Origin of the sequence: Shewanella schlegeliana, assembly GCF_016765635.1 — a bacterium.
Classification (GTDB): Bacteria; Pseudomonadota; Gammaproteobacteria; order Enterobacterales; family Shewanellaceae; genus Shewanella; species Shewanella schlegeliana.
This window is the reverse complement of record NZ_JAESVD010000010.1, coordinates 49,004-74,473: the sequence shown is the minus strand read 5'-3', so window position 1 is coordinate 74,473 and position 25,470 is coordinate 49,004. Positions and strand designations below refer to the sequence as shown.

General features: G+C 45.8%; 22 protein-coding genes. 9 read left to right on the top strand and 13 right to left on the bottom strand.

The features are described 5' to 3' along the window. Positions 1 to 318: 318 nt before the first annotated feature. Together JMA39_RS16550 and narL are read left to right on the top strand one after the other, a co-directional pair. Entirely contained in the window at positions 319 to 2,079 is a 1,761-nt protein-coding gene (locus JMA39_RS16550; RefSeq protein WP_202722966.1) for a histidine kinase, read from the top strand. A gap of 30 nt (positions 2,080 to 2,109) precedes the next feature. After that, a complete protein-coding gene (narL, locus tag JMA39_RS16545; RefSeq protein WP_202722965.1) occupies positions 2,110 to 2,751 on the top strand; it encodes a two-component system response regulator NarL in 642 nt (213 codons plus the stop codon). 190 nt (positions 2,752 to 2,941) lie between these two features. On the opposite strand, the gene JMA39_RS16540 is transcribed toward narL, so the two are convergent. After that, complete coding sequence (locus tag JMA39_RS16540) at positions 2,942 to 4,216, bottom strand: MFS transporter (protein WP_202722964.1); 1,275 nt, start codon at positions 4,214 to 4,216, stop codon at positions 2,942 to 2,944. Positions 4,217 to 4,475: 259 nt separating this feature from the next. Here JMA39_RS16540 and JMA39_RS16535 point away from each other — a divergent pair, with 259 nt between their 5' ends. The 3 genes from JMA39_RS16535 to JMA39_RS21355 all read left to right on the top strand — a co-directional run bounded on the left by JMA39_RS16535 (position 4,476) and on the right by JMA39_RS21355 (position 7,259). Beyond that, positions 4,476 to 5,564, top strand: coding sequence for a hypothetical protein (locus JMA39_RS16535; RefSeq protein WP_202722963.1), 1,089 nt, complete (start codon positions 4,476 to 4,478; stop codon positions 5,562 to 5,564). 239 nt (positions 5,565 to 5,803) lie between these two features. Next, a complete protein-coding gene (brnQ, locus tag JMA39_RS16530; RefSeq protein ID WP_202722962.1) occupies positions 5,804 to 7,117 on the top strand; it encodes a branched-chain amino acid transport system II carrier protein in 1,314 nt (437 codons plus the stop codon). Between the two features lie 13 nt (positions 7,118 to 7,130). After that, complete coding sequence (locus tag JMA39_RS21355) at positions 7,131 to 7,259, top strand: hypothetical protein (protein ID WP_269154455.1); 129 nt, start codon at positions 7,131 to 7,133, stop codon at positions 7,257 to 7,259. 927 nt (positions 7,260 to 8,186) lie between these two features. Here the strand turns inward: JMA39_RS21355 and JMA39_RS16525 are convergent. From JMA39_RS16525 to JMA39_RS16510, 4 genes are all read right to left on the bottom strand, one after another. After that, positions 8,187 to 9,341, bottom strand: a complete 1,155-nt coding sequence (locus tag JMA39_RS16525) for a M20 aminoacylase family protein (protein ID WP_202722961.1) — start codon at positions 9,339 to 9,341, stop codon at positions 8,187 to 8,189. A gap of 81 nt (positions 9,342 to 9,422) precedes the next feature. Continuing rightward, entirely contained in the window at positions 9,423 to 10,409 is a 987-nt protein-coding gene (locus JMA39_RS16520; protein ID WP_202722960.1) for a DMT family transporter, read from the bottom strand. Between the two features lie 40 nt (positions 10,410 to 10,449). Next, positions 10,450 to 11,229, bottom strand: coding sequence for a maleate cis-trans isomerase family protein (locus JMA39_RS16515; protein WP_202722959.1), 780 nt, complete (start codon positions 11,227 to 11,229; stop codon positions 10,450 to 10,452). Positions 11,230 to 11,293: 64 nt separating this feature from the next. Next, positions 11,294 to 12,460, bottom strand: a complete 1,167-nt coding sequence (locus tag JMA39_RS16510) for a M24 family metallopeptidase (protein ID WP_202722958.1) — start codon at positions 12,458 to 12,460, stop codon at positions 11,294 to 11,296. A gap of 340 nt (positions 12,461 to 12,800) precedes the next feature. Here JMA39_RS16510 and JMA39_RS16505 point away from each other — a divergent pair, with 340 nt between their 5' ends. The 4 genes from JMA39_RS16505 (at position 12,801) to JMA39_RS16490 (ending at position 16,536) form a co-directional block, all read left to right on the top strand. Beyond that, positions 12,801 to 13,481: a helix-turn-helix transcriptional regulator gene (locus JMA39_RS16505; protein WP_202722957.1), complete on the top strand. Its 681-nt coding sequence runs from the start codon at positions 12,801 to 12,803 to the stop codon at positions 13,479 to 13,481. Between the two features lie 20 nt (positions 13,482 to 13,501). Further along, positions 13,502 to 13,885 (top strand): RidA family protein, encoded by a 384-nt coding sequence (locus tag JMA39_RS16500; protein WP_202722956.1) that lies wholly within the window; start codon positions 13,502 to 13,504, stop codon positions 13,883 to 13,885. Positions 13,886 to 13,992: 107 nt separating this feature from the next. Then, positions 13,993 to 15,171, top strand: a complete 1,179-nt coding sequence (locus JMA39_RS16495; RefSeq protein WP_202722955.1) for a diaminopropionate ammonia-lyase — start codon at positions 13,993 to 13,995, stop codon at positions 15,169 to 15,171. Between the two features lie 426 nt (positions 15,172 to 15,597). Next, entirely contained in the window at positions 15,598 to 16,536 is a 939-nt protein-coding gene (locus JMA39_RS16490; RefSeq protein WP_202722954.1) for a YeiH family protein, read from the top strand. 527 nt (positions 16,537 to 17,063) lie between these two features. Here JMA39_RS16490 and JMA39_RS16485 read toward each other — a convergent pair. The 8 genes from JMA39_RS16485 to JMA39_RS16450 form a co-directional block, all read right to left on the bottom strand. After that, positions 17,064 to 17,771, bottom strand: coding sequence for a DJ-1/PfpI family protein (locus JMA39_RS16485; RefSeq protein ID WP_202722953.1), 708 nt, complete (start codon positions 17,769 to 17,771; stop codon positions 17,064 to 17,066). Between the two features lie 331 nt (positions 17,772 to 18,102). After that, positions 18,103 to 19,287, bottom strand: a complete 1,185-nt coding sequence (locus JMA39_RS16480; protein ID WP_202722952.1) for an HD-GYP domain-containing protein — start codon at positions 19,285 to 19,287, stop codon at positions 18,103 to 18,105. A gap of 242 nt (positions 19,288 to 19,529) precedes the next feature. Then, entirely contained in the window at positions 19,530 to 19,748 is a 219-nt protein-coding gene (locus tag JMA39_RS16475) for a hypothetical protein (protein WP_202722951.1), read from the bottom strand. Between the two features lie 31 nt (positions 19,749 to 19,779). Next, entirely contained in the window at positions 19,780 to 20,538 is a 759-nt protein-coding gene (locus JMA39_RS16470; RefSeq protein WP_202722950.1) for a DNA-binding protein, read from the bottom strand. Between the two features lie 43 nt (positions 20,539 to 20,581). Further along, positions 20,582 to 21,130: a core component of ECF transporter gene (locus JMA39_RS16465; RefSeq protein WP_202722949.1), complete on the bottom strand. Its 549-nt coding sequence runs from the start codon at positions 21,128 to 21,130 to the stop codon at positions 20,582 to 20,584. After that, the gene (locus JMA39_RS16460) at positions 21,127 to 21,807 is read right to left on the bottom strand and encodes an energy-coupling factor transporter transmembrane component T (protein WP_202722948.1); all 681 of its coding nucleotides are present in this window, start codon (positions 21,805 to 21,807) and stop codon (positions 21,127 to 21,129) included. The genes JMA39_RS16465 and JMA39_RS16460 overlap by 4 nt, the downstream gene beginning before the upstream one ends. Continuing rightward, complete coding sequence (locus JMA39_RS16455; RefSeq protein ID WP_202722947.1) at positions 21,797 to 23,170, bottom strand: ATP-binding cassette domain-containing protein; 1,374 nt, start codon at positions 23,168 to 23,170, stop codon at positions 21,797 to 21,799. The genes JMA39_RS16460 and JMA39_RS16455 overlap by 11 nt, the downstream gene beginning before the upstream one ends. Positions 23,171 to 23,187: 17 nt before the next feature. Continuing rightward, positions 23,188 to 25,389, bottom strand: a complete 2,202-nt coding sequence (locus tag JMA39_RS16450; RefSeq protein WP_202722946.1) for a TonB-dependent receptor plug domain-containing protein — start codon at positions 25,387 to 25,389, stop codon at positions 23,188 to 23,190. Positions 25,390 to 25,470 lie beyond the last annotated feature (81 nt).

Genomic DNA, 25,470 nt, shown 5'->3' with positions numbered 1-25,470 from the left:
CAGGATAATCAGTTTCTTTTTATGTATATTTGAAACATCTTGCTGATGTTTACTTACTTATCGTTAACACGAACTTGCGAAGAGGTTAGCATTCGCGCTCAAAAGGAATTTGACCTAGATCATATTTACGCAAGTAAAAAGACAGCGATCACACTCAAACTACCACCTAGGTATTAGTTCGAAATTGTATGTATCTAGCTGTATTAATAACGTTTATAGTGAAAAATCGTTTTTTTCCTATAACAGATTTACCAAAGCAACTATTTGGTAGTAGTTAGCGCCCTAATACAAAAATCACATAATAAAAGGCAGCGGAAAATGGCTGATCCCGATAACGTAAAAGACTTACATTTGGCTCAATCGGAAGGTAACCACAACGTATCTTCATCATTAGTCGCGACCGCTGGTTTATACATGGCTACAATCATCGCTCTCGCTCTGATGAGTATGATTTTTTCAATTTTGGTAACCGAAAAGTTAGCGGGGGGAGCCGAATTAATAAACAATACGGGCTCACTGAGGATGCAGGTAATCCGTATATCCCGTGCTCAACTTTTAGAAGCAGGAGCCTCGAAGAGCTTAATAAGAGAGGAGAAAAAGGCTTTTGAAACCAAGCTATTCAAGCTAAAGCGCACAACCTTTGGAACCAGCTTCAACACCCCTGAGATTGAGAGCCAATATCAAAATATTGTCTCGCTGTGGGAACAGTTAAATTCAAGACACAAGACAGTAAAGCCTCAGGATTACGACCGCTTCACCAATAAGCTCGATAAGCTGGTCCACCTAATTCAACTTGAATCAGAGAGAAAGCTAAGTCTATTAAGGTTAATTCAAAGTATCGCCGTATTGCTTATTCTGGTAATCAGTACAATCGCTCTCATAAAGATAAATCAATTACTTGTCGCGCCATTAAAGAACCTAGTACATGTAGCCGAAGAGGCGGGAAAGGGGAACTTCAGCGCACCGATTGAGTTTAAAGCAGATAATGAGCTTGGCTTGCTGGCCAAAACCATCAAGCGGATGTCGAGTCAGTTGGCTTATACCTATCAAGACTATGAACAGATAGTGGCAGAAAAAACCCGCGAGCTAACCCGCAGCAATGAATCTCTAGAAGTGCTTTACAAGGCTGCAAGACTGCTATCGAATCAAGACTATGACCGAGTTAAATCGGTTATTATTCAAGATATGCAAGTCCTTATCGGTATTGGCTCTATAAAGATAAGATTGATCCATAAACATATCGATAATCTAGTCGTGTTTCAGGCAGGAGAATCCGGCCACCCCTCCAATTACAAATATAGTTACCAATTTTCTCTAGAGAAGCACAACAAGGTCTTTGGCGATATCATTTGGGAGGTGCCAGAGGATCAAGTCGTTGAGGAGTGGCAGAAACAGTTAATTCAAGCAATGGCCGATATTGTTGCAACCGCGATTGAATTAGGGCATCAAAAAAATGCAGAAAATAGACTTCTCATATCGGAAGAGCGCGCCATTATTGCCAGAGAACTGCATGATTCATTAGCGCAATCCTTGTCATTTTTAAAAGTCCAAATGAGCCTGCTAACCCGTAAAATGGAGAAGAAACTCCCCGAAGAACAAATTGAAGAAACTATAGTCGAGATCAAGAACGGTCTCAATAAAGCTTATCTGCAACTGCGAGAGCTATTAACCACCTTCAGGCTCAAACTGGATGACCCCTCTATAGAAAGTGCTCTACAGGGCACGATTGCCGAATTCACCCAGAAGTGCCAACACCCGATACACTTCAGCTACGACCTGCCACAACACTGTTTATCTGCTAACCAAGAAATTCATCTACTGCAGATCATCAGAGAGGGGTTGTCGAATATTCACCGTCATGCCAAGGCCTCCGAGGCATGGGTCAGATTATCGCCAAAAGGGGAATTAATTCAGCTCGATATATGGGATAATGGCACAGGCTTACCAGCTACGCTTCAAACTCAAGGCCACTTTGGCTTGGGGATCATGAGAGAGAGAGTGAGCTCTCTGAAGGGGCAAATGCACCTAAAAGATCACTTACCTTCGGGCACTATGATTTCAATTACGTTCGAGAATTAGAATAGCGGATAAAGGATAAGAAAAAATAAGATGCCTATAGCCAAAATACTGCTGGTTGATGACCACCCAGCCCTACGCCAAGGGCTCGCGCAACTTATGTCTCTAGAGGACAGTTTGGATGTCGTCGCTCAGGCAAGTTCCGGTGAAGAGGCCATCAGCCTCGCCGTGCAATATGAGCCAGATATCATACTGCTGGATCTCAACATGAGAGGGCTCAGTGGCATCGACACCCTTATCTCACTCAAGAATGCTCAGGTAAAAAGTAAAGTCGTTATTTTTACCGTCTCAGATAACGAGAGCGACGTACTGCAAGCCATAAAGTTCAATACCGATGGCTATCTATTAAAAGACTCCGAGCCCGAAGAGCTAATTGAAAAGATTCACCTCGCCCTCCAAGGGGAGTTCGTTATCAGCTCGCCACTGACCCAAATCCTCGCACAATCACTCAGAAGTGGCAGTAAGAAAGTCTCACAACTTGAAGAGCTGACCCAACGTGAACTGCAGATAGTTAAGCTTATCGCCTCAGGAAAAAGTAACAAGGAGATCGCCAATAAACTGGGGATCACCGACTCCACGGTGAAAGTGCATGTTAAAAATCTACTGAAAAAGCTGGCACTGAAGAGCCGAGTTGAAGTGGTGCTTTGGGCCGTAGAGAATAAGATTAGCCAGTGATTCATAACCTACTGGCTAATCAAGTTTAGCAGTCCAAACTAAGGTCAAAAATCGGAGTTGGTCATCGCTCTCTAATGGCTTACTCCTCTAGTCGCTTATTCGCCTAGTAATGAAGCACTCTGCTATAGAGCGACGACATCAATGAGCCTAGGTATGCAGCGCTAGGAGCCATCGCTTTCTTAGAGTAAGCCTAATCCTTTTCTAAGAAATTGTTCGCAATCGCTTCCTTAAGCAGTTTCTGCTCCCGCTCCGCCCTAATAGCAAAGTACATCACCACCATACACAGAGCTAACACGCCATACAGCAGCATAAAGCAGGCGCTATATACGCCAATCACGTCGACAGCCAGACCAAATAAAATCGGAAGCGTACAGCCTCCCAGAGCCCCCACAGCAGCAACTACGCCGCCAACACTTCCCATATGGTGTGGGTAATAGTCATATATTGTCTTGTAGATACTGGCTCGACCAAATCCCTGTGCTAAACCGATGATCACGATCAGCAGAGTAAATAGCCAGACATTCACTTCAAAGGCGACGGTGACATCTTTTTCAACGCCGTGAACCGTCATGGTTGTTGGAGGGTAGCTCAAGAAAAACAGGCATACCATGCAGATCCAAAAGGCACTCCAGTTAACCGTACGAGCACCAAAAGTGTCGGCAAACCAACCTCCCACTGCACGCACAATACTGGAGCTAGTAACAAACAGCAGAGTCAGCGCTAAGGATTGAGTCAAAGATAAGCCGTATGCCGATACATAATATTGTGGCAACCAAAGCAGCAAGGCCAGAAAGCTACCAAAAACAAAATAGTAATAAAGTCCAAAGCGCCATACCTGCAGCTGCTTTAATGGCTCCCAATAGAACTCAAAACTCTTCGTTTGCTGCTTATTCTTATAAAAGGCATTAACTTCTGGAGCAAATAGGCGGAACAGGATAGCCATAAATATCATTCCGAATCCATACACAGTACCGATAGTTTTCCAGCCATAAAACTCCACCACCAGAGGTACCAGTACCAAGGTGATAGCCGCTCCGGCATTACCGGCGCCGAACACCCCTAGCGCAAAACCTTGGTGCTTGGTTTCGAACCAATCGGTAACGTAGCGGATACCTATGGTGAAAGAGACACCGCTAATACCGATTAAGAACCCCAAGGTGATATAACCGGAAAATGTTTCGACATAGGGAAGATAGAAAAGTGGAGGGACAACCGAGAGCATTTGCCAGAAAAACAGCGACCGACAAGAGACTTTCTCTGCCAAAAAACCTATCGGTATACGAAAGATCGCCCCGGTAAAAATGGGCGCAGCCAGTAACAAACCAAACTCAGTCGAACTCAGATTCAACTGACGCTGTAGCTCAATCCCCAGAATTGAATATAGAGTCCAAACAGAAAAACATGCAGCAAACGCCAGTGTCGCCAGAGTGAGGGCGAGATATGATTTACCTTCCTGATGGCTCATAATTAAACCTTTAATCATCAATGATATAAGCGGATTGTGTTAAAACAACGTGTCAACCTATCAACAATAACCAATGCTTAAATAAAAATCAAAAACTACCCAAAGAAATATACTTGCGATTAAAGATGGAGATCTCGACTTCATCTACAACTGAACGCTTTGATTTTGAATCACTAATCCGCTAGTGTTGCCGCCTAAAATATTGGCCTTTCTATCGGTCACCTTTGCCCTTTTCAGTCATTTTTTAGAGACAGACTCTATGTACATTCGAATGTTACCTAGCATTTTAGTTTCCAGCCTGTTACTGCTTTCAAGCATTGCTCTACCTGTATTTGCTGCCAATGACTTAAGCGGGATCTGGCAAGGCACCTTAGGCAAAAGTAAAATCCGCGTCTGCTTTAACGAATACGGCACAGGCAGCTACTACTATCAGCGTTACTTAACCCCGATCAGACTCGAACAAGTCGATAGTCACTGGCAAGAGGAAAACAGTACAGGTTATTGGCAATTTGATAACGTCAACGAGCAGCAACTGATTGGGCTTTGGTTTAATAAAGAAGGGTTCAATAAAGAGCCGTCGGCTTCAGATAAGTCATTAGCCATCATGCTTGAACGTCAAATCAGCTCTGACGGCATAAATGATTGCAGCAGCAATGCCTACAACCAGCCGCTAGAAACTGCGCCAAAATTGAGTCGCGGAAAATGGCAGCATTTTGAAGATACTGACTCCCACCAAGCTAACTCTCACCAAATAAGCTACCGCCAACTGAGCTATGGCACAGAAATCGGCTTAGAATTTAAAGGCGATCACGCTGGCATAACTGTTATTAACCAATGGCTTAAGCAGAAGTTAACCAGTGATACCCTGCTTGCAGAAACCTTCGAGACACGCCGAAGAATGCTAGCGCAAGTCGGCTTACCCATCACAGATGAAACCGGAGCAGAACCAAGCTTTATCAATCAGCACTGGTTAAGCGTGAAGTTTTACCGCTGGGCTGCAGGCTACGGCGCCGGAGGCATCAACCGCACATTCACCAGCTTCAACCTTAGCGATGGCAAACCATTCAATCCATGGCAATGGTTTATTGAAGGGGCTGATATAGATGAGATGCGCCATCAACTGCCACCAGCCCTGCGTGAAAAGTTGTTTGCCGATATGGAAGTTTTTGAGGATTGCGATAACTCAGACGGCTCAGGTTATTTCTATCTGACTCTCAGCTCAAAAGGCATAGAACTTTGGGAAACACCCAACGGCAGCGGCTGCGAAAACGAATTCACCCTCAGCCCACAAGAGGCCATGCTCTTTGCCTCCGAGTACGGTAAGAGTCAGCTTAAGCTAATGGAGTAACAGACTGATAAAAATGGAAGATAGTAAGGCTAATCGGCTAAGTTCAGGATTGAAGAATAATCCTCAAAGCGGTTAATAGTCGGTATTAATAACAATTAGCTTTGGATAATACGGTCATTTCAGCAATCTACGTCTCTATATAACTGTGCACTACAGCTCCTAATGATGCTTAGTGAAGTCAGGTTTATTACCCTCTTCAAACTCATCTTTCAGCTTATCTTGTTATATCGGAGCTAAATGTGCCAAAACAGCAAATCCTTTATATTGGTTTTATGACATTTGCACTCTTCCTGGGGGCTGGAAATATTATTTTCCCTCCGATGCTAGGCCATGGTGCTGGCGAGGAGTTTTATCAGGCGTTGTCGGGATTTTTGCTCACCTCCGTAGGAATGCCTGTATTAACCTTAATTGCAATATCCTGGCTAGGTGGAAGCGATGCCATCACAGCTAAATTACCGCGATGGGCACACCTGGCGTTTTGGAGCACCCTGTTTTTAACTATCGGGCCACTGTTTAATATGCCGAGAACTTTCACTGTGGCATACGAATTTACTGGCAAGCCTTTCTTCGCAGATTCAGGACTACTGCTCGCCACGCTTATCTTCGCAGTGTTAACCCTATTCTTTGCATTAAAGCCCGCTCAGATAATGAGCCGAGTAGGTAAATTACTTACCCCAACCATATTACTGCTTATTCTATTTACTGTTTGCAGTGTCATTGCCTACCCTCATGGAGCCTCAGGTAGCACAGCGGTTAAGTATCAAGAATTTGCCTTTGCAGCTGGGCTTGCTGACGGGTATATGACCATGGACGTACTTGGTGCTATCGGCTTTGGCTGGCTAGTCATCAATGTAATCAATCAAAATAGCACAGGCCAAGTATCACTAACCAAGACCATGGTTCGCGTCACTCTGGTTTACGGCACTGTGATGTGTTTAGTCTATATCGCTATGGCATGGATTGGCGCTAACTATGCGGGCAAAGTGAGCAATGGCGGAGAGCTATTATCTGACTATATGCATTGGATTTATGGTACGCCAGGAATGTTATGCCTAGGAGCCATTATGGCACTGGCATGTTTAACCACTGCCGTAGGCCTAACCTGCGCTAGCGCTAGCTTTTTTAGTGAAAACTTCAAATTTATCGCTTATCAACCCGCCGCGATAACCATAGTGGCAGTCAGTACGATTATTGCTAATGTTGGCTTAGATACATTAATCTCTATAACCCTACCTCTCGTCGTCATTTTACATCCAATCACCATCTGTGTTGTCGGTTTGGCGGTGTATTTCCATCAACGACAGACAAACTATCAAGTTTGGACAGCAACGCTCTGTGTTTCCGTCATAGGCGGATCAATTGATGCTGCAAAAATAGTGGGGCTAATGCCCGAATCCTTGAGCGAATATTTTGCAAACCATCTACCTCTGTATCACTACAATGCCAGCTGGATTTTACCCACGTTCGGTATATTTATAGCGAGCACCTTGCTGGATAAGCAATTACGTAAAAGAAAGGCACAACAGGGGTTACACAGCCTAACCCCCAGCTAAAAGCTACTTAGGAATGTTATTCATAAAAGGGGTTGTACCTTTATTGGCAGAGGCTGCGAGAATGAGTTCACCCTCAGCCCCCCAAGAGGCAATACCGTTTGCCAGCGTGTACGGTAAGAGTCAGCTTAAGCTAATGGAGTAAGACTCCATTTCTAGGTCAAATGGTGGAACCTTAGATGGTCTTTAAGCCCAGCTTCAAGCATCGATGCTTCCAACGGCCTGCAGCCAGCCAGTGCTGGACAGGATGTCCGAATGTCGTGCTCGCATGGTCAATGATGCTCCCCACATCATAATGACATTTCCCAGTTCCCTATTGGGCTGATGTGAAATAGCAACGATATTTGCATGCACTATCGATTTAAGCAAAGCTACTTAACTGCTTGTGCTTGCTGTATCTAATTACCTCAGATTTGGCTGTCTGCATCTGATGCAGCTAATGGCCTGCAGCCGGCGTATGTGTAGACACTTCTTAGACACGCTTTTCGTCATCCCTGACCGCTCTGCGAAAACATCCTTGTTTTCGAAGGCCTAAGCCGTATCTACACGGGTTTCGAAATGCACAATTCCTAGCTTTCAGCGTTAGCCATAGAAAGAGTGAAACCAACATCAACTCAGAGATTACAAAAAACACCAATCCCCATCGAAGTTGCCGAAGTACGCAGATAACTCTTTACCTTCAAGAGTGCCGTAGAGCCATCATGGATGATGGTTCAGGCTCAGCGGGACATGACCGCTCATTAGCATCCATGCTATCGCGGCATTTGTGAATCCATTCACATTAGATGTCCCATCTGAGCAGTTAGGCGATTTTTATCGGAGTATGAGGTCCGTATCTAATGCATGTAACTTCGTCGGGGCGTCATGGTGGATGCAAGGAGGATAAGGACGAGCAGTCCTCCTTGCTCGGGTGTGGGCGAAGCGCCACGACTTTGGTCAGGCACAGCCTGATAAAATTATCAAACGAAGTTTGATTGCTTCCACCGAGCAAACGGTAACAAAAAAGGCTATGAACCTAAGCTCATAGCCTTAATCTAAACACTGCTATATATAGCAAATAGTTTAAAACGAACTATTTAGCCAAACACTGTTCAACAAGCGTCTGCCAGTATTTCAAACCTGGAACCAAGATATTGTCATTGAAGTCATAAGTTGGCTTGTGTAGCGCTACGCTACCACAACCACAGCCATCGCCGTTACCCACTAGGATGTAACAACCAGGCGCTTCACGTAGCATGAACGAGAAGTCTTCACTGATGGTAAATGGCTGACAGCTACCGTTAACTTTATCTTCGCCAACGACTGTCTGCGCAGCACGAACCGCATATGCCGCTTCAGCAGGAGTGTTGATAGTCGATAGGAAGCTGTTATTGAACTTGTATGTGTAATCAACACCTGCAGACATACACTGACCAGCAACTACACGCTCAAGCGCTTTTTCAATCTTGTGCAATGCACCATCGGTAAAGCTACGGGTATCACCAGTAATAGTCACTTTAGTCGGGATAACGTTCACTGTACCGTTAGTGGCAAATTCAGTTACCGAGATAACCGCAGTTTCGTCAATCGCGCTTAGGTTACGCGATACAATCGTTTGAATAGCAGTAACGATCTGTGCGCCAACAACGATAGGATCGGTACCCATGTGTGGCATAGCTGCGTGGCCGCCCGTTGCTAGTACTTCGATTTCGAAGCTACTTTCACTTGCCATGATTGAGTGTGGACGGGTCACAAAGTGACCTGCTGGGATCCCCGGTAGGTTGTGCATCGCGTAAACAGCGTCGATATTCCAACGGGTAAATAGACCATCAGCGATCATCGCTTTAGCGCCAGTGCCACGCTCTTCATCTGGTTGGAAGATGAAGTAAACCGTACCGTCGAAGTTCTTAGTTTGTGCTAGCTCGTGAGCTGCAGCCAATAGCATTGCTGTGTGACCATCGTGACCACAAGCATGCATTGCGCCTTCGTTTACTGATGCGTAATCGAAAGTGTTTTCTTCATGAATATGTAGCGCATCCATATCAGCACGTAGACCAATTGAACGCTCGCTGTCACCACACTTTAAAATACCCACAACGCCAGTGCCGCCGATCCCTGTATGCACTTCAATGCCAAACTCTTCTAGTTTGCTTGCCACAAATGCTGCGGTCTCGTGCTCTTGGGTACCAAACTCTGGGTGCTGGTGAATGTGGTGACGCCATTCAATAACTTTCTGCTCGATATTCATATGCTTTTCTCTTCTAACAAGAACCGGTGACTAGGTCACCGGTGATAAAAATTTATTTAATTTGCTAACTGAGTTAATCAGTTACTGGCTGCGGCATGGCTTAGGAATCGCCTGTAACTCTGGCTCAACCTGCTCTACTTTCGCCTTGTTCTTGTTGCCTAGTTTCATGAAGGCAATCATCGAGGTAATAACCACTGCGATAGCAATTAGACGCATCGGTGTTACCTGCTCACCTAGTGCAAATACCGCTAGGATGAATGAAGACAGTGGCATTAAGTTTAGTGCCATACCAGTACCGTCAACACCTACACGCTCCATACCGTAGATGTAAACTAGGTAGCTCATACCAGAGATACACACACCTAAGATTACGATACATAGGATACGTAGTGGTGAGCTGAATACGTTCAATGCAGAGCTGAAATCAGCGCCAACAACGAACAGGTACAGACCAAAACCTAGTGATGCGAATACAAACTGGTGGAACATAGTTGCAACTGAACCGTACTTGTCTGCTAGTTTGGCACGAGCGTAAGCCATACATGCAAAGCTTGCTGCAGAGCCGAAACAGATCAGGTGACCGATGTTGAAGCCGTTAGTTTCAGACTGTGGGTCCATAACTAGAATTGCCACACCTAGGAAAGCACCTAGCGCACACATGATTTGCATTACAGTGAAACGCTCACCGTGGCGTAGGAAACCAACACTTAGGATAAGGATTGGGATCAAACCTTGGATCACGCCGTTTTCAGAGGCGGTAATATAATCCAAAGATAGGAATGATAGGAAGCTGAAAGAGCCTTGACCAATGATACCGCAGCACGCTGCCCAGAAGATATCATTACGGTTTTCCCAGTTAAGCTTAAAATCTGTTTTCTTTTTCATCTTGCCAGACGCAAGACCGATGTTGAAAATCAAACCTAGTGTAATAAATGCAACGGTATAGCGTAACCATACTAGTACTTGAGGATCCATCACCTCAAGAATTGGTGTACCAACGATCCACGGGATACCCCACAATAGACCAACGAAAATAGCAGCCAACCAACCTTTCTGTGTATTAGACATTATTATATTTCCCAACAATTTATGTTTGGTAGTCAACAGCTTAAGCTGTTTGATTATTAAGTAGTTTGCCGTAGCCTGGGCACATTGCCACGTTGCCAGTCAGGTGCATTGCATGCCAGAACATTGCAGAGTTACTGCATACAACTGGAATGCCGAATTTAGCTTCGATCTCTTCGATATAATCGAGTACGCGTAGGTTAGTGCATGACATAAACACTAATTCTGCGTCTGAATCTTTAAGCATCTGCTCAAGTGCTGCGAACATTGATTCTTTAGCCACTAGAGTGATATCGGTATCGCGCTCGATACCTAATGAACCTAAAGTCACTACGTCAAAATCTGCATCAGTTAATTGCTGATATAGCGGGTAGTTAACGCTAGTTGGGTATGGAGAAAATACTGCAATCTTCTTCGCATTTAAGTGCTTGAATGATGCTTTAGCCGCTGTCCATGGGTTCGTTGCTGGAATGTCACCACGGTTTTGAGTTAGTAGTGAGGCAACTTTTTCTTCACCGATAATGATTGAAGCTGATGTGCAACCAAATGCCATCACATCCATTGGCAGACCTGTTGCAATTAAATCAGACGCTTCAACGATGCCGTTGGCGATTTGATCGAGTGCTTCAGGTGTCATTTCGCTTGAGTAATATACGCGTGAGCTAAATACGCCAGCTTGGGTACCGAGTAACTTTGCCCAGTCCATTTCTAGACTGTGGTCTGTGCTTAATTGCACTAGACCAATGTGTACGCGATTAATTCTTGGTGCCTGCTTGTGCTCAAGCGGCTGTTCAAACGATGTAAAGGCTTCAAAACTCATCATAATGAGATGCTCTTCAGTAATGATTTCCCCAGTCCCCTCCAGGGAAATCAATGGCTATATAAAGTTATTTGATAATCAGTAGTTCTGGTTCAGCGCGCTTGCTTAACCACTCTGCACCATTCTCGGTGATCACGATGTTTTCTTCGTGAACCATAGACTTACCTGGTGCGTAAACCATGCCAGGCTCTAGAGTCATTACCATGCCTGGTACTAATAGAGTGTTGTCAGTTGCGGTGTTAGATGGACGCTCAGTTAGCTCCATACCTAGACCGTGACCTAGACGACCCACGTCGTTACCTAGTGCACCGTTAGCTTCTAATACTTTCCACATTGCGTTGTAGATGTCAGAAGTGGTGTTGCCTGGACGCGCAGCGTCAAAACCTGCAGTAGTCGCATCATAAGTTGCGCGGTAAGCAGCTTTAGTTTGCTCACTTGCGTGGCCAAATGCCCAGTTACGGTCGAAGTCAGAGAAGTAACCATCACGTACCGCACCGGTGTCGATGATCAAAACGTCACCATCTTCAATCACGCGGTCAGTTGGACCCATGATGATGCTGTCGTAACCGTCTTGGCCTGAACCTGCGATGATGTATGGACATTCATCAGCACCTTCCATAAGCATGTCGATACCGAACTGCTTACAAATTTCACGCTCTGTCATACCCGCTTTTGCGTAACCTGGGATCTTGTCGAAGCCCACGTTAGTGATACGACAGATTTCACGTACTTTCTCAATCTCAGCTTCAGACTTAACTTGACGAAGTTCATGAACAGCTAGAGAAACGTCAACGAACTCTTTGTTTATTAGAGTCGTTAACTGTAGGTAGTTAGCTACTGGCATACGTAGGTGAGACTCGATACCTAGCGTTGCACCCACACGGCCAAAGCGTGAAGGTAGACTGTTAAGCACGCTAGCTACGATGCTGATACCGTCGTCATCTGGACGTGGTGAAGCCCAAGTGTGGATATCTTCAACCCAAGTACCCGCCATGCCGCTTGCACCGATCTCAGGAATAACTGCGATTGGCTTGCCTTCTGCAGGTAGGATTAGGAACCATGGACGAGTCGGGCTGTGCCAGAACTGGGTGTGGAAACCTGAAAAGTAACGCACGTTAGGCTCGGTAGTTAACAGAATCGCGTCGACTTCTAGCTCACGCATCTTTTGCTGAGCTTTAGTTGCACGCATTTCAAATTCAGCTGTTGTAAATCCACGCTGTAATATGCTTTTCATTTTTTTCTCCACATCCCACACAACTGGCCTATTTGCCAAAAGGTCACTAAAGTGACCGGAAACCTGTTTTAGTCAACTATCGTTAACTTGTGGCGCATCATACTGTTTGCTGAATTTAAAAATGTGACGCATATCTCATAGTCAAAATCTGTTAACTCAAGATGAGTCGCCAAACTGAAATTTCATGATCAAAGTCAAATAAAATGAACCATAGTTAAATTTAACTTGCGCAAAAGCCCAAAAAAACGTCCCATAGTTACATAAAGTTAATTTTAGGGTTGAATTGGCGAGCTAAAAAGTTGACAATAAACGCATCTATAGTTCACAAAAGTAATCTGAAATGATCAAAGCGGCAGAACAGGCATACAAAACGGAATTTACACCTAGGGATCGTCAGCTATTGCAAGGCTATTTCCATTTAGCCGAAAGCATGGCCGATCTAATAGGACCTCACTGCGAAGTCGTTATTCATTCATTAGAGAGCTTTGAGCAATCGGTAGTTAAGATTGTTAATGGCCACCATACCGGTCGTAAGGTGGGTTCACCCATCACTGATTTGGGCTTAAAGATGTTACGTCTTTATGAGCAAAGCGGCGAAGTTACCCCTAAGAGTTACTTCAGTAATAACAAAGGTGGCGAGATGTTGAAGTCGAGCACCTGCATTATTATGGGTGAGAATGGCAAACCTATCGGTATGTTCTGCGTCAACATGAACTTGTCGCACCCGTTCCCAGAGATCATCAAGACTCTGATGCCAGATACATCACAGCATCACAGTTTCGATATGACTGAAAACTTCAGCGCATCAGCTGGAGATGTGGTTGAGCAGGCGCTAAACCACGCGGTAATAGAGGTCGATGCTGACGACAGCGTTAACCTGAAAGGCCGCAACAAAGCGATTACTAAGGTGTTGTTTGATAACGGCATCTTTGAATTGAAAGAAGCAACTAACATAGTTGCTAATCATTTAAGTATTACCAAGCATGCGGTGTACAAGTACATCCGTGAATTTAAATCCTAATTATCAGAGATAACTAAGCTATGAAAACTGTAATCCATACTGAAAATGCTCCAGCTGCAATTGGTCCATACTCTCAAGCTCTTGCTTTTGACAAATTAGTATTCACCTCTGGTCAGCTACCACTAGACCCAGCAACTATGGCTTTCGTAGAAGGTGGAATTAAAGAGCAAGCTTACCAATCCCTTAAGAACCTTAAAGCTGTTCTAGAGCAAGCTGGCGCGGGTACAGACACTGTACTTAAGACCACTTGTTTCCTTGCAAACATGGAAGATTTCGTTGCTTTTAACGAAGTTTACACTGAAGTTTTCGGTACTGAAGCTGCACCAGCTCGTTCATGTGTACAAGCTGCTCGTCTTCCAAAAGACGCACTAGTTGAAGTTGAAGCGATCGCTTTCATCAAATAACTTAAATTTAGGTTTTTAACGGCCTATTTAAGTAAGTCTGACTGTCCATTTGCCAATATGGGTTAAATGGACAGCTGCCCCCCAGTTCAAAATTTATAGTGGTTACTATGCTAAAGCTGACTCAAAATGATTTCTTTAACGGCGAGACCTCTGATCTATTTACAGCTCAGGTCGCTGAACAAACTCGTCAATTCCACCAGCAGATCGAAGCTTACCAGCCAACACCGCTGATCTCTTTAGAGCAGCTTGCGGCGCGCTTAGGCGTTAAAGCGATTCTGGTTAAAGACGAATCTTACCGTTTCGGTCTAAACGCATTTAAAGTTCTTGGTGGTTCTTACGCATTAGGTAAGCAACTTGCTGAGCACTTAAATGTTGATATTAGCGAAATTGATATGAAAACGGTTGCCGCTAAACTAAGCGCACCATTAGTTTTCGCTACAGCAACAGCCGGTAACCACGGTACAGGTGTAGCTTGGGCTGCACGTGAAATGGGTCAAAAGGCTGTGGTTTACATGCCAAAAGGCTCTTCGCAAGCAAGCGTGACTCGCATTAAGAATCTTGGTGCAGAGTGTATCGTTACTGACTGTAACTACGATGACACAGTACGTATCGCTAACCAAACTGCGACAGAAAACGGTTGGATGCTAGTACAAGATACAGCTTGGGAAGGTTACGACAAGATCCCAACTTGGATCTCGCAAGGCTATATGACTATGGCTGTTGAAGCGCAAGAGCAAGTTGAAGCTATGGGTCTTAAGCCAACTCACCTAATGCTACAAGCGGGTGTTGGTGCAATGGCTGGCGGCCTATTAGGTTACTTCGCCGATAAAGTTGGCGCGAACAACTTCAAGACCATTATTGCTGAGCCTGCTAAAGCAGATTGTATCTACAACTCTGGCATCAAAGGTGAAATGGTTGCGGTAACTGGCGAGTTAAACTCAATCATGGCAGGTCTTGCATGTGGCGAGCCTAACCCTGTGACTTGGCCAATCCTAAAGCAGTGCAGCAGCTTCTTCGCATCAGTTGAAGACGAAGTGACGGCTACTGGTATGCGTATTCTTGGTAACCCACTAGCTGGCGACACTAAGATTGTTAGCGGTGAGTCAGGTGCACTAAACCTAGGCCTACTATACATGCTAGCTAGCCGCGAAGAGTACAGCGAGTACCGCGCTCAGCTAGGTCTAGACCAAGATGCGGTTATCATGCTTTTCAGCACTGAAGGCGACACTAACCCAGACCGTTACCGTCAAATTGTTTGGGAAGGCATGCACAGCACTGCTAAATAAATTCTTCGAATTTATATAACAAAAAGCCGCTTTAAGCGGCTTTTTTGTTATCAGAAGATAGGTCCTAGGACGTTCGCAAGCTCACTGCGAGGTCGGTGCTACGCACCTGCTAGGAAAAGCGTTAAAGCACCTCAAAAGCAGGCTCTGGAACTTCTTTGCTTGTGCTTGTGCTTTACCGTCTCGGCTTTCCCTAGGACCTTTCTTTTCCTAGGACCTTTCTTTTCCTAGGACCTAGAACCTTTCTTTGCCTTTTCTCGAAGTGACGCAGTCACGCCCTCGCCTTAGCTTTCCCTAGAACCTTTCTTTGCCTTTCCTACAACCAAGATTAAGTTTTCCTGAAGCTAACAGTAAAGTGTATTTAATTTATTAAAATTTAGCCTACAGCTATAATTAACGGCTGACCAGTAGCCGTTAATTATTAATCCCATGACCAACGAAAGCCCAAACAAAATCCATCTAGCTGTATTTATCTTAGTAGGCATGCTGTGCCTTATGCCGATAGTGTCTTCACCTGTCGCACTGATCTTGGGTTTTACGCTTGCCAGCATAGGTTGGGCACCTAATCAGGTACACCTTGGTGCCTTGACTAAAAAGCTACTCGCCTACTCAATCGTGGGACTCGGTTTTGGCATTCAGTTAGATGCCGCCCTAAGTATCAGTCTAGAGAACCTGCCACTGATCCTTGGCTCAATCATTTTCACTCTGATTTTAGGCTTTGCCCTGACTCGATTGCTAAAGATGGACCATAAAACTGGCCACCTTATCGCCTCTGGCACGGCAATTTGTGGCGGTAGCGCCATCGCAGCAGTATCACCTGCGATTAAAGCCAATAGCGAACAAACTGCTATCGCATTGGCCACAGTATTTATCCTTAACTCTGTGGCACTGTTCCTGTTCCCCGCCATTGGTCATGCACTGTCTATGAGTCAGCATGATTTCGGTGTCTGGAGCGCAATAGCTATCCACGACACCTCGTCGGTAGTTGGCGCAGCCTCGGCTTACGGTAATGAAGCCTTAACCACTGCCACGACCATTAAGCTTGCACGCGCATTGTGGATCATTCCTATCGCCCTTATTAGCGCCATGCTATTTAAAGGTGATAAGAATAAGATTGCGATTCCTTACTTTATCGGCTTCTACTGTTTAGCCATCGCCATAGCCCACTGGTTACCCGCAGGCGAAGTGGTCTATGGGGCGATATTTGAGGTGTCAAAACGCTTATTAGTTGTATGTCTGTTCTTGATTGGCGCAGGCATCACCATCCAAAGAATGAAAGCCACTGGTCCTAAACCACTTGTTTTAGGAGTATTGCTATGGATTGCGATTGGTAGTAGTTCACTAGCGTATATTTTACTGCTTAACTAGCTTTGCTCGCATTCAGAAGATGAAAGCAACCGGCCCTAAACCATCTTTTTATAATCAGGAGTATTGCTATGGATTGCGATTGGTAGTAGTTCACTAGCGTATATTTTATTGCTTAACTAGCTTTGCTCGCATTAAGAAGATAATTAGAAGATGAAAAGCAGCGCTCTTTAAAGGCGCTGTTTTTTATTGCGGTGTTCTATTGTGCTCTTTATTGCGCTATCTATTACACTCTCGAGTGCTATGACGCCAAACCAATAAGCCAAGTAAGCAACTAAACGCACCTAAATCTATTAAGGCACGTGTGAGGCCGCTAGTCAGTAAAGAGGCTGCAATTAACACTGCGCAACACAATAATATTAACCAGTTATTCAATGTAATCTCCCCTCTTAGGCAAGTTAAATGAATCACTATTATTGGTGCTCAAGCTAAAAGCCGCCAAGATCCTTTATTACTAATTAATAGCTTAATTGGATAAGGCTAGATGATTTACTTATAAAACTCTTTTACAACAAACGAGTAAAAGACGGCTATTTATGAACCACGGCATAGGGATCGTTACTGGCATCTTGATTCCAGCTGTACTCGGTTAAAGTTTCAATCCGCCTCGCTTCCTGCTCACCATGCAAGTGTTTAACCCAAAACAGCGCCGCATCGGTACCTGCTGACACCCCAGATGACGTTAAAAACTTACCATCGTATACCCAACGCGCTTTGGGCTGCCATTGTGGGTTATCGTTCAGTGATGTCACCCACTCGAAAGCCATTTTATTGGTGGTGGCTTTGCGCCCATTAAGGACTGAGGTCATAGCCAGCAGCGCAGTGCCTGTACAGACGGTAAACACGTTTTGGCTGCGAGCAACCTGCTTAATTAGCCATTGGCGCAATGCCGTATCGCTCACTAATGTACGAGTCCCTAACCCACCTGGAATTAACAACAGATCGCACTCATAGGTATCGGCTGTTAGGCAATCGGCGACCACACGCGGCCCTTGGTAGCTTTTTACTATCTCTTTGGCTGCCACCAGCTTGATCTCCGCATTGGGCATATGGCCTAACATCTCTACTGGACCATGCAGATCTAAGGTTTCGTAATCATCGAATACCAATGCCAGTATTCGATATTTTCCTGCTTGGAACGGCGAGGAGTCTGTTGTCGACTTTGCCTGTGTCCTTGGTGCGATAACACCCGCGGCCAACATCAGCGAAGCCCCTTTTATAAACTGTCTACGTTGCACGATTTGTTCCCCATCAATCTCAATATCTTGTGCTGACTTAGTCTATGGAGAAAAAGATTAATTCAATGATAATTCAGCTAAAACATCTTCCGTTCATCAAAAATAGAACTGGCTCAAGCTTTGAGGATAAATGGGAGAAATATTCCTCTAAATATAGAGCGCTCTCAAGTTCGCTTCTAGAACGGTACTGCGTACCTACGAGGACGCCAACATGTTGCCTGCTAGAAAAAGCATAAAGCCAGCCCCGCAGAACTTCTTTGCTTTACCTCGAATATAGCGATACAAAAAAGCGCTAAGTTAGACTCAGCGCTTGCTATATCAATAGACAAATTTAGTAAAAAGGCGTGGGGTCTATCTCTAGGCTACTTGGCGATACGCCCTTCTCGATATTCAGTGGCGATCTGAGCAGATCGACAATCTCCACCTGGGTGTAGCATTTATGCTTCACCGAATAGAAACACTTCACCTTAGGATGCAGCACATCTCGGCCCTTAGCTTCCCAGACAATACCGATGCGGCCATCGGACAGCTGCACTAATGAACCAACCGGATAGACACCAATACAGCGGATAAACTCGTAGACGAGTCCTTGATCTAAATGAGTTGGAGTCATGCCCAGTAAGATCTTAAATGCCGATGCCGGACTCATCGCCTCTTTATAACAACGGGTTGCAGTCAGGGCATCGAAGATATCGACAATACAACTCATACGGCCATGAATCGGGATCTGTTCACCTTTTAACCCTAGCGGATAACCATTACCATCGAGTTTCTCATGGTGCATCAAGCTGATATCTTTACTGATCTGAGATAGGCCTTTAGTTTGGCCCATGATCTCAACCGCATAAGTCTGATGTAGTTTCACGTGCTCAAACTCTTCAGGGGTTAACTTACCGGGTTTATTCAAAATCTTACTGTCGACCTTGATCTTACCGATATCGTGTAAAATACCACCAATAGCGATTTGTCGCAGCATGTCAGCATCGAAGTTCAGATAGCGTCCGAACGTCACTAGCAAGAAGGCAACATTGATCGAGTGCTCAAGTAGGTAGGCGTCTTTGGAGCGTAAAGCGGAAACACATTTTAGCGCATCGGCATCGAGCATAACTGACTCAATCATGCTGTCAGCCAACGCCTCGAACGGCTCAACCTCTACGGCCTTACCTTCAAATGTTTCAGACAGCACTTTTTGGATGAGATCTTTAGCCTCGACAATTAGCTCTTTTGCCTGCTTCTGAGTCGTGGCACGTTCAATACTGACTTTTCTTATCACAGGTTTAGGCGCAGATGCGACCCTACCCAAACCTAACTCCGGCAACGAGCGCTCGCCATTGACCCACACATGAGTCACATTACTCTTATGTAGCCTAAGTATCGCCTCAGCGCTACGAATTTGGCCGGCATTAGCGATGTTAACTAGACTCTTATTTTTGTCGATGGCCTCAACAAACATACCCACCTTCAATTTGGCGACAGGTATTTTTATTAAGTTGCTTGATTCAATTGAATCACCCATTATCTCTTAGGTCCCCGGATGACTAGCCTAAATTACAGTGACAATATTCAACTGTACTCTTCACAGTGCTTTTATGCAGTGACTCAGTTTACACCGAGCCATTTTTATATTTTGTGAGAAGTTGGCTATTCTATTCCGAGCGCTGTTAAATCACCATAGACAAAGTTAATTAATGCACGCTAATGCACAACAAATTAGCTGCAAACGCCAATAAAAACCACAAATGGTTAACGCACTTAGTACTAAGGTTTAGCGCGGCTTTTATAACACTGGAAGCTGCTCGGCTGCCAACGACGGTACATACAGTTATAACAAGAGCGTAGAACATTATCCGTATGTTCGTCTTCATCATCACTTAAAAATACTTGGCAACTTGCCGCAGCCTCACGAGCGAAGGGATGGTCTTCTACGCCAAACTTGAACTGCCATAGACCATCTACCTGAGTAAACCACTGCTGCATACTCCCTCCTATATCCCTTATCCTGTAAAAACTAATACGGCTTTAACTGCTGCTTAGTCGCATTCAACCAGCGGCCATCTTCTTGACTCACCAATAGCGCAAACTGGTGTTGGATATAGACTGCCTTTATTTTGCCACTGAGGTTAAGCAGCTGTTCGTCAGCGAGTATCTCGCCATCGAGGCTGATCACCGCCTGTAAACCTGTAAGAGCTAGCACTTGCGCCACAGACAGCTGCACTTCGTCTGACTCACTCTGCCGCTTGACGAGTTTAAATTGCCCTTTTACCCGGCCATCTTGACCACTTAGACGTAAACCTAAGCCTGCCAATGCACCAATGACCCCTTGCCCCGTGCCCCCATGCTCACTCAGGTCGATAGCCAGCTCTTTCGCAAGTACATAGGCCTGAGACTTAGTTTTCACCTCGACTTTGGCCTGTTGGCCAAAAGCGATTAGACGCTTAATATCGTAATCGGAGTCGAGATCTAAGATGGCGAGCCCCGGATCCGACGCCGCTGCCGACTCCTGCTTAAGATGAGCGACGCAGATAGCCTTGATCTCATCGAAACTCAATGCCGTTTCAACCTTAAAGCACATAGCGCTGTTGTGGGAGGTGTAAGGAATGTCGGGATGCACAAAAAGCTGGTGACGGGTCACGAATCGTGGACAGTTGCTGTCGAGCAGTTCCGCTTGAGATAAGGTGAGTTTTTCGGCAATCTCCTCGGCGATCTCCCCCGTTCCCTTAGTACCAATATCATCTGTATCATCAATACATATTAACCATGCTTTCATCAATTACCCTTTATCTGTTATTTATTCTATTTGGCATTCAAATCTATTTATCGTTATCGAGCTGGCTTCGATGCAGCAAGTCATGGGCATGTAATCGCTGCAGCACACTCGGCACTAACAGCGCAGCCGCTATCGCAAACACGCCGCCTTGAAGAAAACTAATGCCAAACTGCACTAATGCCACCTGAGTGCTCATCCCCGCCAGCAAGTTACCAATCCAGCCTTTAGCAGCCCAAGCAAGACAGCCCACCAAGCCTAAAATAATGCACTGCCAACGTAGGCTAAATAGTCCCGCCATCAGCAGTAAAGCGATATCCATTGCCAAGGCAGGCAAACCAAACTTCAATAGAATAAGTGGCCCCCCCTTACCGACACTGAGCATCATGGCGACGAGGCCAGCCAAGAAGCCACAGGCAGTGATGGCACCGACTCGACCAACCGCGCCGTAACACACCAGATAAAAGAAGGTCATCAGAAACATGGAGTGACCACTCAAGCCAAGCTTGAGACGCATCATGCTTTTTATAACTACCAGCAAGGTAGCGCAAAACCCTATAAATAGAGCGTCTTGTAGATCGAATGGTGATTTCATTTATCCTCTCTTGATGAAGGCCAGTGGGTTGGCTTATTAACTTTTCCGAAGTGACGTAACTTGGCTGCCTTTGCCATCTGTTTTGACAGCTTCAGCAGCTGGATCAACACGGGTAACAACACGCAATAGACAAGTTCTGGCCAATTCTTTGGATTTCTCAGCGCCTTAGGCGTGATATTGGCTCCACGCAGGCACTGAATGGCATATATTTCTTTGGTTTCCTGCAGCATATAGGGCAGTAAGCCAATAGATGCTGCGATAACGAAGGCCCACTTTGCTGGGAGCCCCCAACTCAGTACTTCTCCGAGCCGCTCGGGGCTTTGGGTACTCGACAGCCACCACCCCGGTAGCATGGCGAGAAACACACGCAACACGACGATAACTCCATCAAGCAGCTGAGCTTCACCGTGTAACAGATAGTAAAGCGGCAGAGTCAGGGCTAATTGCGCGGCCCCAACTTTCAGCAGGGCGGTGATTTTGTTCTTTAGGTATAAACCATGAATGACCAATAACAGGTCGATGGCGATCAGTGCGCCTAAGGCGCTGCTCGGTAGAAAAAAGGCACTACTGGATAACACCAGACTCAGCAACAGCGCTAAGGCGCAATATTGAGTCGCACTTAACAGTGAGCCAGCATGTTTATCGGCCCTACGATGTGCGCCGTGCTTAGCCAACATTCGCTTGCTCTATCACGCGGGCGCCATCCCTTAATTGCCCAGAGTCAATCAGCCAGTAACGATCCACCTCCAAAAACGGCAGCTCTCGGTGACTGGTCAGTAAGATCGCACAGCCAAGAGCACTCAACTGTTGTAGCAATTGCACCACCTTGTGCACGTGCTGTCGATCCAATCCGGCAAAGGGATCATCGAGCAGCAAGACTCTAGGTTGCAGACATACCAGCGAAGCTAAGGCGATCGTATGTTGCTGACCATAGGACAACTTATGCGGTGAGCAATGAGCTAAATGGGTCATTTCCAACTTTTGTAGCATCTGTTCAGCCCGAGATAGCGGTTGTTTGAAACGCTTCAGACTAAACTGCAGCTCAGCCAGCACGCTTTGCTCAAATAGCTGACGATTTGGGCGCTGCATTAGCAGACCTAGCTCTGCGCCATAAATACCTAATTTCGGCCGCTTACCCAATACCGAGATAGGAAAACTCGGGATATTAGCCTGAATTCCCGCAAGGGTTTTCAGTAAGCTACTCTTACCTGCACCGTTATCACCCACCAGAGCCACAATCTCGCCGCTATACAGAGACAGGGTCTCAACACAGTCGAATAGGCGTTCTTGCTCGATAAAGCGGAAATGTAGAGGCTGAATGGTAACTAGGCTCTCTCCACTATGAATACGAGTCTCACGCTTAATCTTTATAAGGCTTTGTTTATCTACAACAGTTTTCAGTAGCTCATCTGAGCCAACCTTCAAAGCGCCCTCTTCTAACCGCCATAGGTAATTAACTAAGCTAGCGAATGCACTGGGATTATGTTCGACCATGACAATTGCTACGCCGTCATCAAGCAGGGACGCTAAGACACTCTGCAATTCACGTACGCCACTGTCATCGAGCTGTGCCCAAGGTTCATCTAGCAGTAACAGGGTGGGTTTGAACACCAACTGTGCCGCCATCATTAAGCGATATTTTTGCCCTAGTGACAGTATCTCTACCGGGGTATCAAGACTGATATACAGTCCGACTCGCCTTAGTGACTGCTGCACCTTTTCAATCATGAGATCGGCATCAACACCTAAGTTCTCTAAGGCAAAGGCAATTTCAGCCCCCACTGTTTGACGTAAAATCTGTACATTGGGGTCTTGCATGACTAAACCGACCAACAATGAGGGGCTCCGGTATACGTCCCCCTCATAAGGCCGAGATAGCCCACCAGCGAGTAGGTGCAACAGGCTCGATTTACCACACCCCGTTGGACCGTTAATGCAGTGGCATTCACCCGAATTAACAACCAAATTGAGATCATCCAAGATCTCGCTTTGGTTCGAGCCATAGCCAAAATGAATCCCTTCTAGCGCTATGAGTTTCATAATATCCCCCGACGAAACTAGATCTGCCAGTTAATACCGACAAACACCTGACGACCAGCCTGTGGTAAGGCTTCACTCTGGTCGTAGTTTTCGTCGAGTAGGTTGGTTGCTCTCAGGTATAGCTCTAACTTATCGCCCATTAGCGGCTGCACTAAGTTAAGATCTACTAAGGTGTAGTCTTCTAGCGACTGCTCAACCAAGACTTTGTTGCCACCGATTTTCTGCTGTGCGTAGTACACCTGATCCATGATGCGCTCAACATTTAAGTTAACTCGCATCTCAAATGGCAATACATACTCAGCCTGGAAACGAACCTGATGCTTAGGGCGGTATTCCAAGGTCTGCATAGCCTCTTCAGCGCTCTTATCTTCAGTATCTAAGAAACTGTAAGATACCGTCATCGACAGGTTATCGAAGCTGTTATTTTCAAGCTGAACATCGACACCTTTAAAGCCGTAGCGACCCATGTTCTGGTACACGCCATCGAGATCTTTAGCAATATAGTCTTCGGCATCGGTGTAATAACCCGCTACATTCAACTCGGTTGAGTGACCAAGCTGCTGCAGTAGTCCAAGCTCATAGTGCTGCGATGTCTCAGCCTGCAGTTCGGCGTTACCTGAAGATTGTGCATACAGATTACGCATCGATGGGAAACGTACCTTACGAGCAACGCCCATATTAATGCGCGTATCTTCTAGCGCTTGCCAGTAACCCGATAGCTGACCCGAATAGTCGTTTTCAGACTCATTGAGACGGTCTTGATCGTGGAAAGCACCACCTAGGGTTACACCGTAGTTATGCCCTTGATATTGGTATTCCAAAGCTGCGGTATACAACCAAGATGAATCGTCGAAGTTACCATCGCCGTTGCCACCACCGTTGCCACCGCCAGAACCACCGCCACTGCCACCGCCAGTACCACCGCCGCTTTCGCCACCAGTATCACCGCCGTTACCGCCACCAGTACCACCGCCGTTACCGCCACCAGTACCACCGCCGTTGCCACCACCAGAACCACCTCCGCTACCGCCACCAGTTCCACCTCCGCTACCGCCACCAGTTCCACCGCCAGTACCGCCACCGCTGCCGTTACCACCACTATAAGCAGCAGCTTCATTTGACGTTATGGCATATGATTCCCAGCTTTGCTTCTCGGCGATCACTGCCGTGGTCAATAGTCCTGCATCATCTAAGTCAGAGATAAACTGTAAGTTAGCGCCTTGAACGGTAGAGCGGCCATCTTGCTGAGCCTTAATGGCTTGATAGGTTTTGTCTTTATACTGAGTCTCTAATACATCACTTTGGTTGTGGTAACCAAAACCACGCAAGGTAAACATCTCATTGAATTTATGGGCAACACCTAATTGGAAGGTTTTTGCTTGGTAGTCATCGACACGCTCAAACTTAACACTACCAGTACCACGTCCATCACGGCTTGGCTTGCCCCAATCACCATCACGGATACTCATGTTGGCCATCAACTGAGTATTGTCGTTAATCAGGTAGCTACCTTGGGCGTAGAAGTTATTCAGAGTCTTATCGGCATTTTCACGCACATCACCTTGCTGATATTCGGTGTCTTTGTAGTCGCTAGACATAGGCCAGCCATCGGTCTGTTGACGCGAGTAGTTCACTAGGCCTTGCCAGTTATCGCCGCTGCCTGCGGCGCTAATATCACCGTTAAAGGTATTATCCTTTGCCGCCTCTAAACGACCAGAGATAGCAGGTGCGTTATCGCCCTGCTTAGTGATGATATTAATCACACCACCCGCACCGCCTGGCCCATAGAGAACTGATGATGGACCGACAGAAACTTCGATAGAAGCAACTTGTGCCGTTGGAATTAAGCTTGGATCAAATTGACCATCTTCGGCATCGTTTGCTGGTACACCATTGATCAGATAGATCACATGACGAGCCTTAAAACCACGGATATCGACTCGTGGAGTACCTTGACCACCCGTTCTGACATAGATCCCTGGCACATTTCTGAGGATTTGATCTAGAGTCTGGGCCCCAGAAGCCTTGATCATCTCCTCATCTAGGCTCCAATGAGTGGTTGCCGCTTCAGTCACTGAAGCACGTTCACCCTGTACTACAATCACCTCGGTTACATTAAGAATAGGGTCTCTTTCTAGGTCATCAGCTTGAGCTTGGTAGGCCAGAGTCATTGCTAATGCTAATGTGGATACTTTCAGCACTTTTTGTTGTTTTTTCATCGAATCTCATCATCCTAACGATATAATTTGCGGTATTTTTAAAAAGCACCGCTTATCACTCAAGCAAATAAGATCATAAAA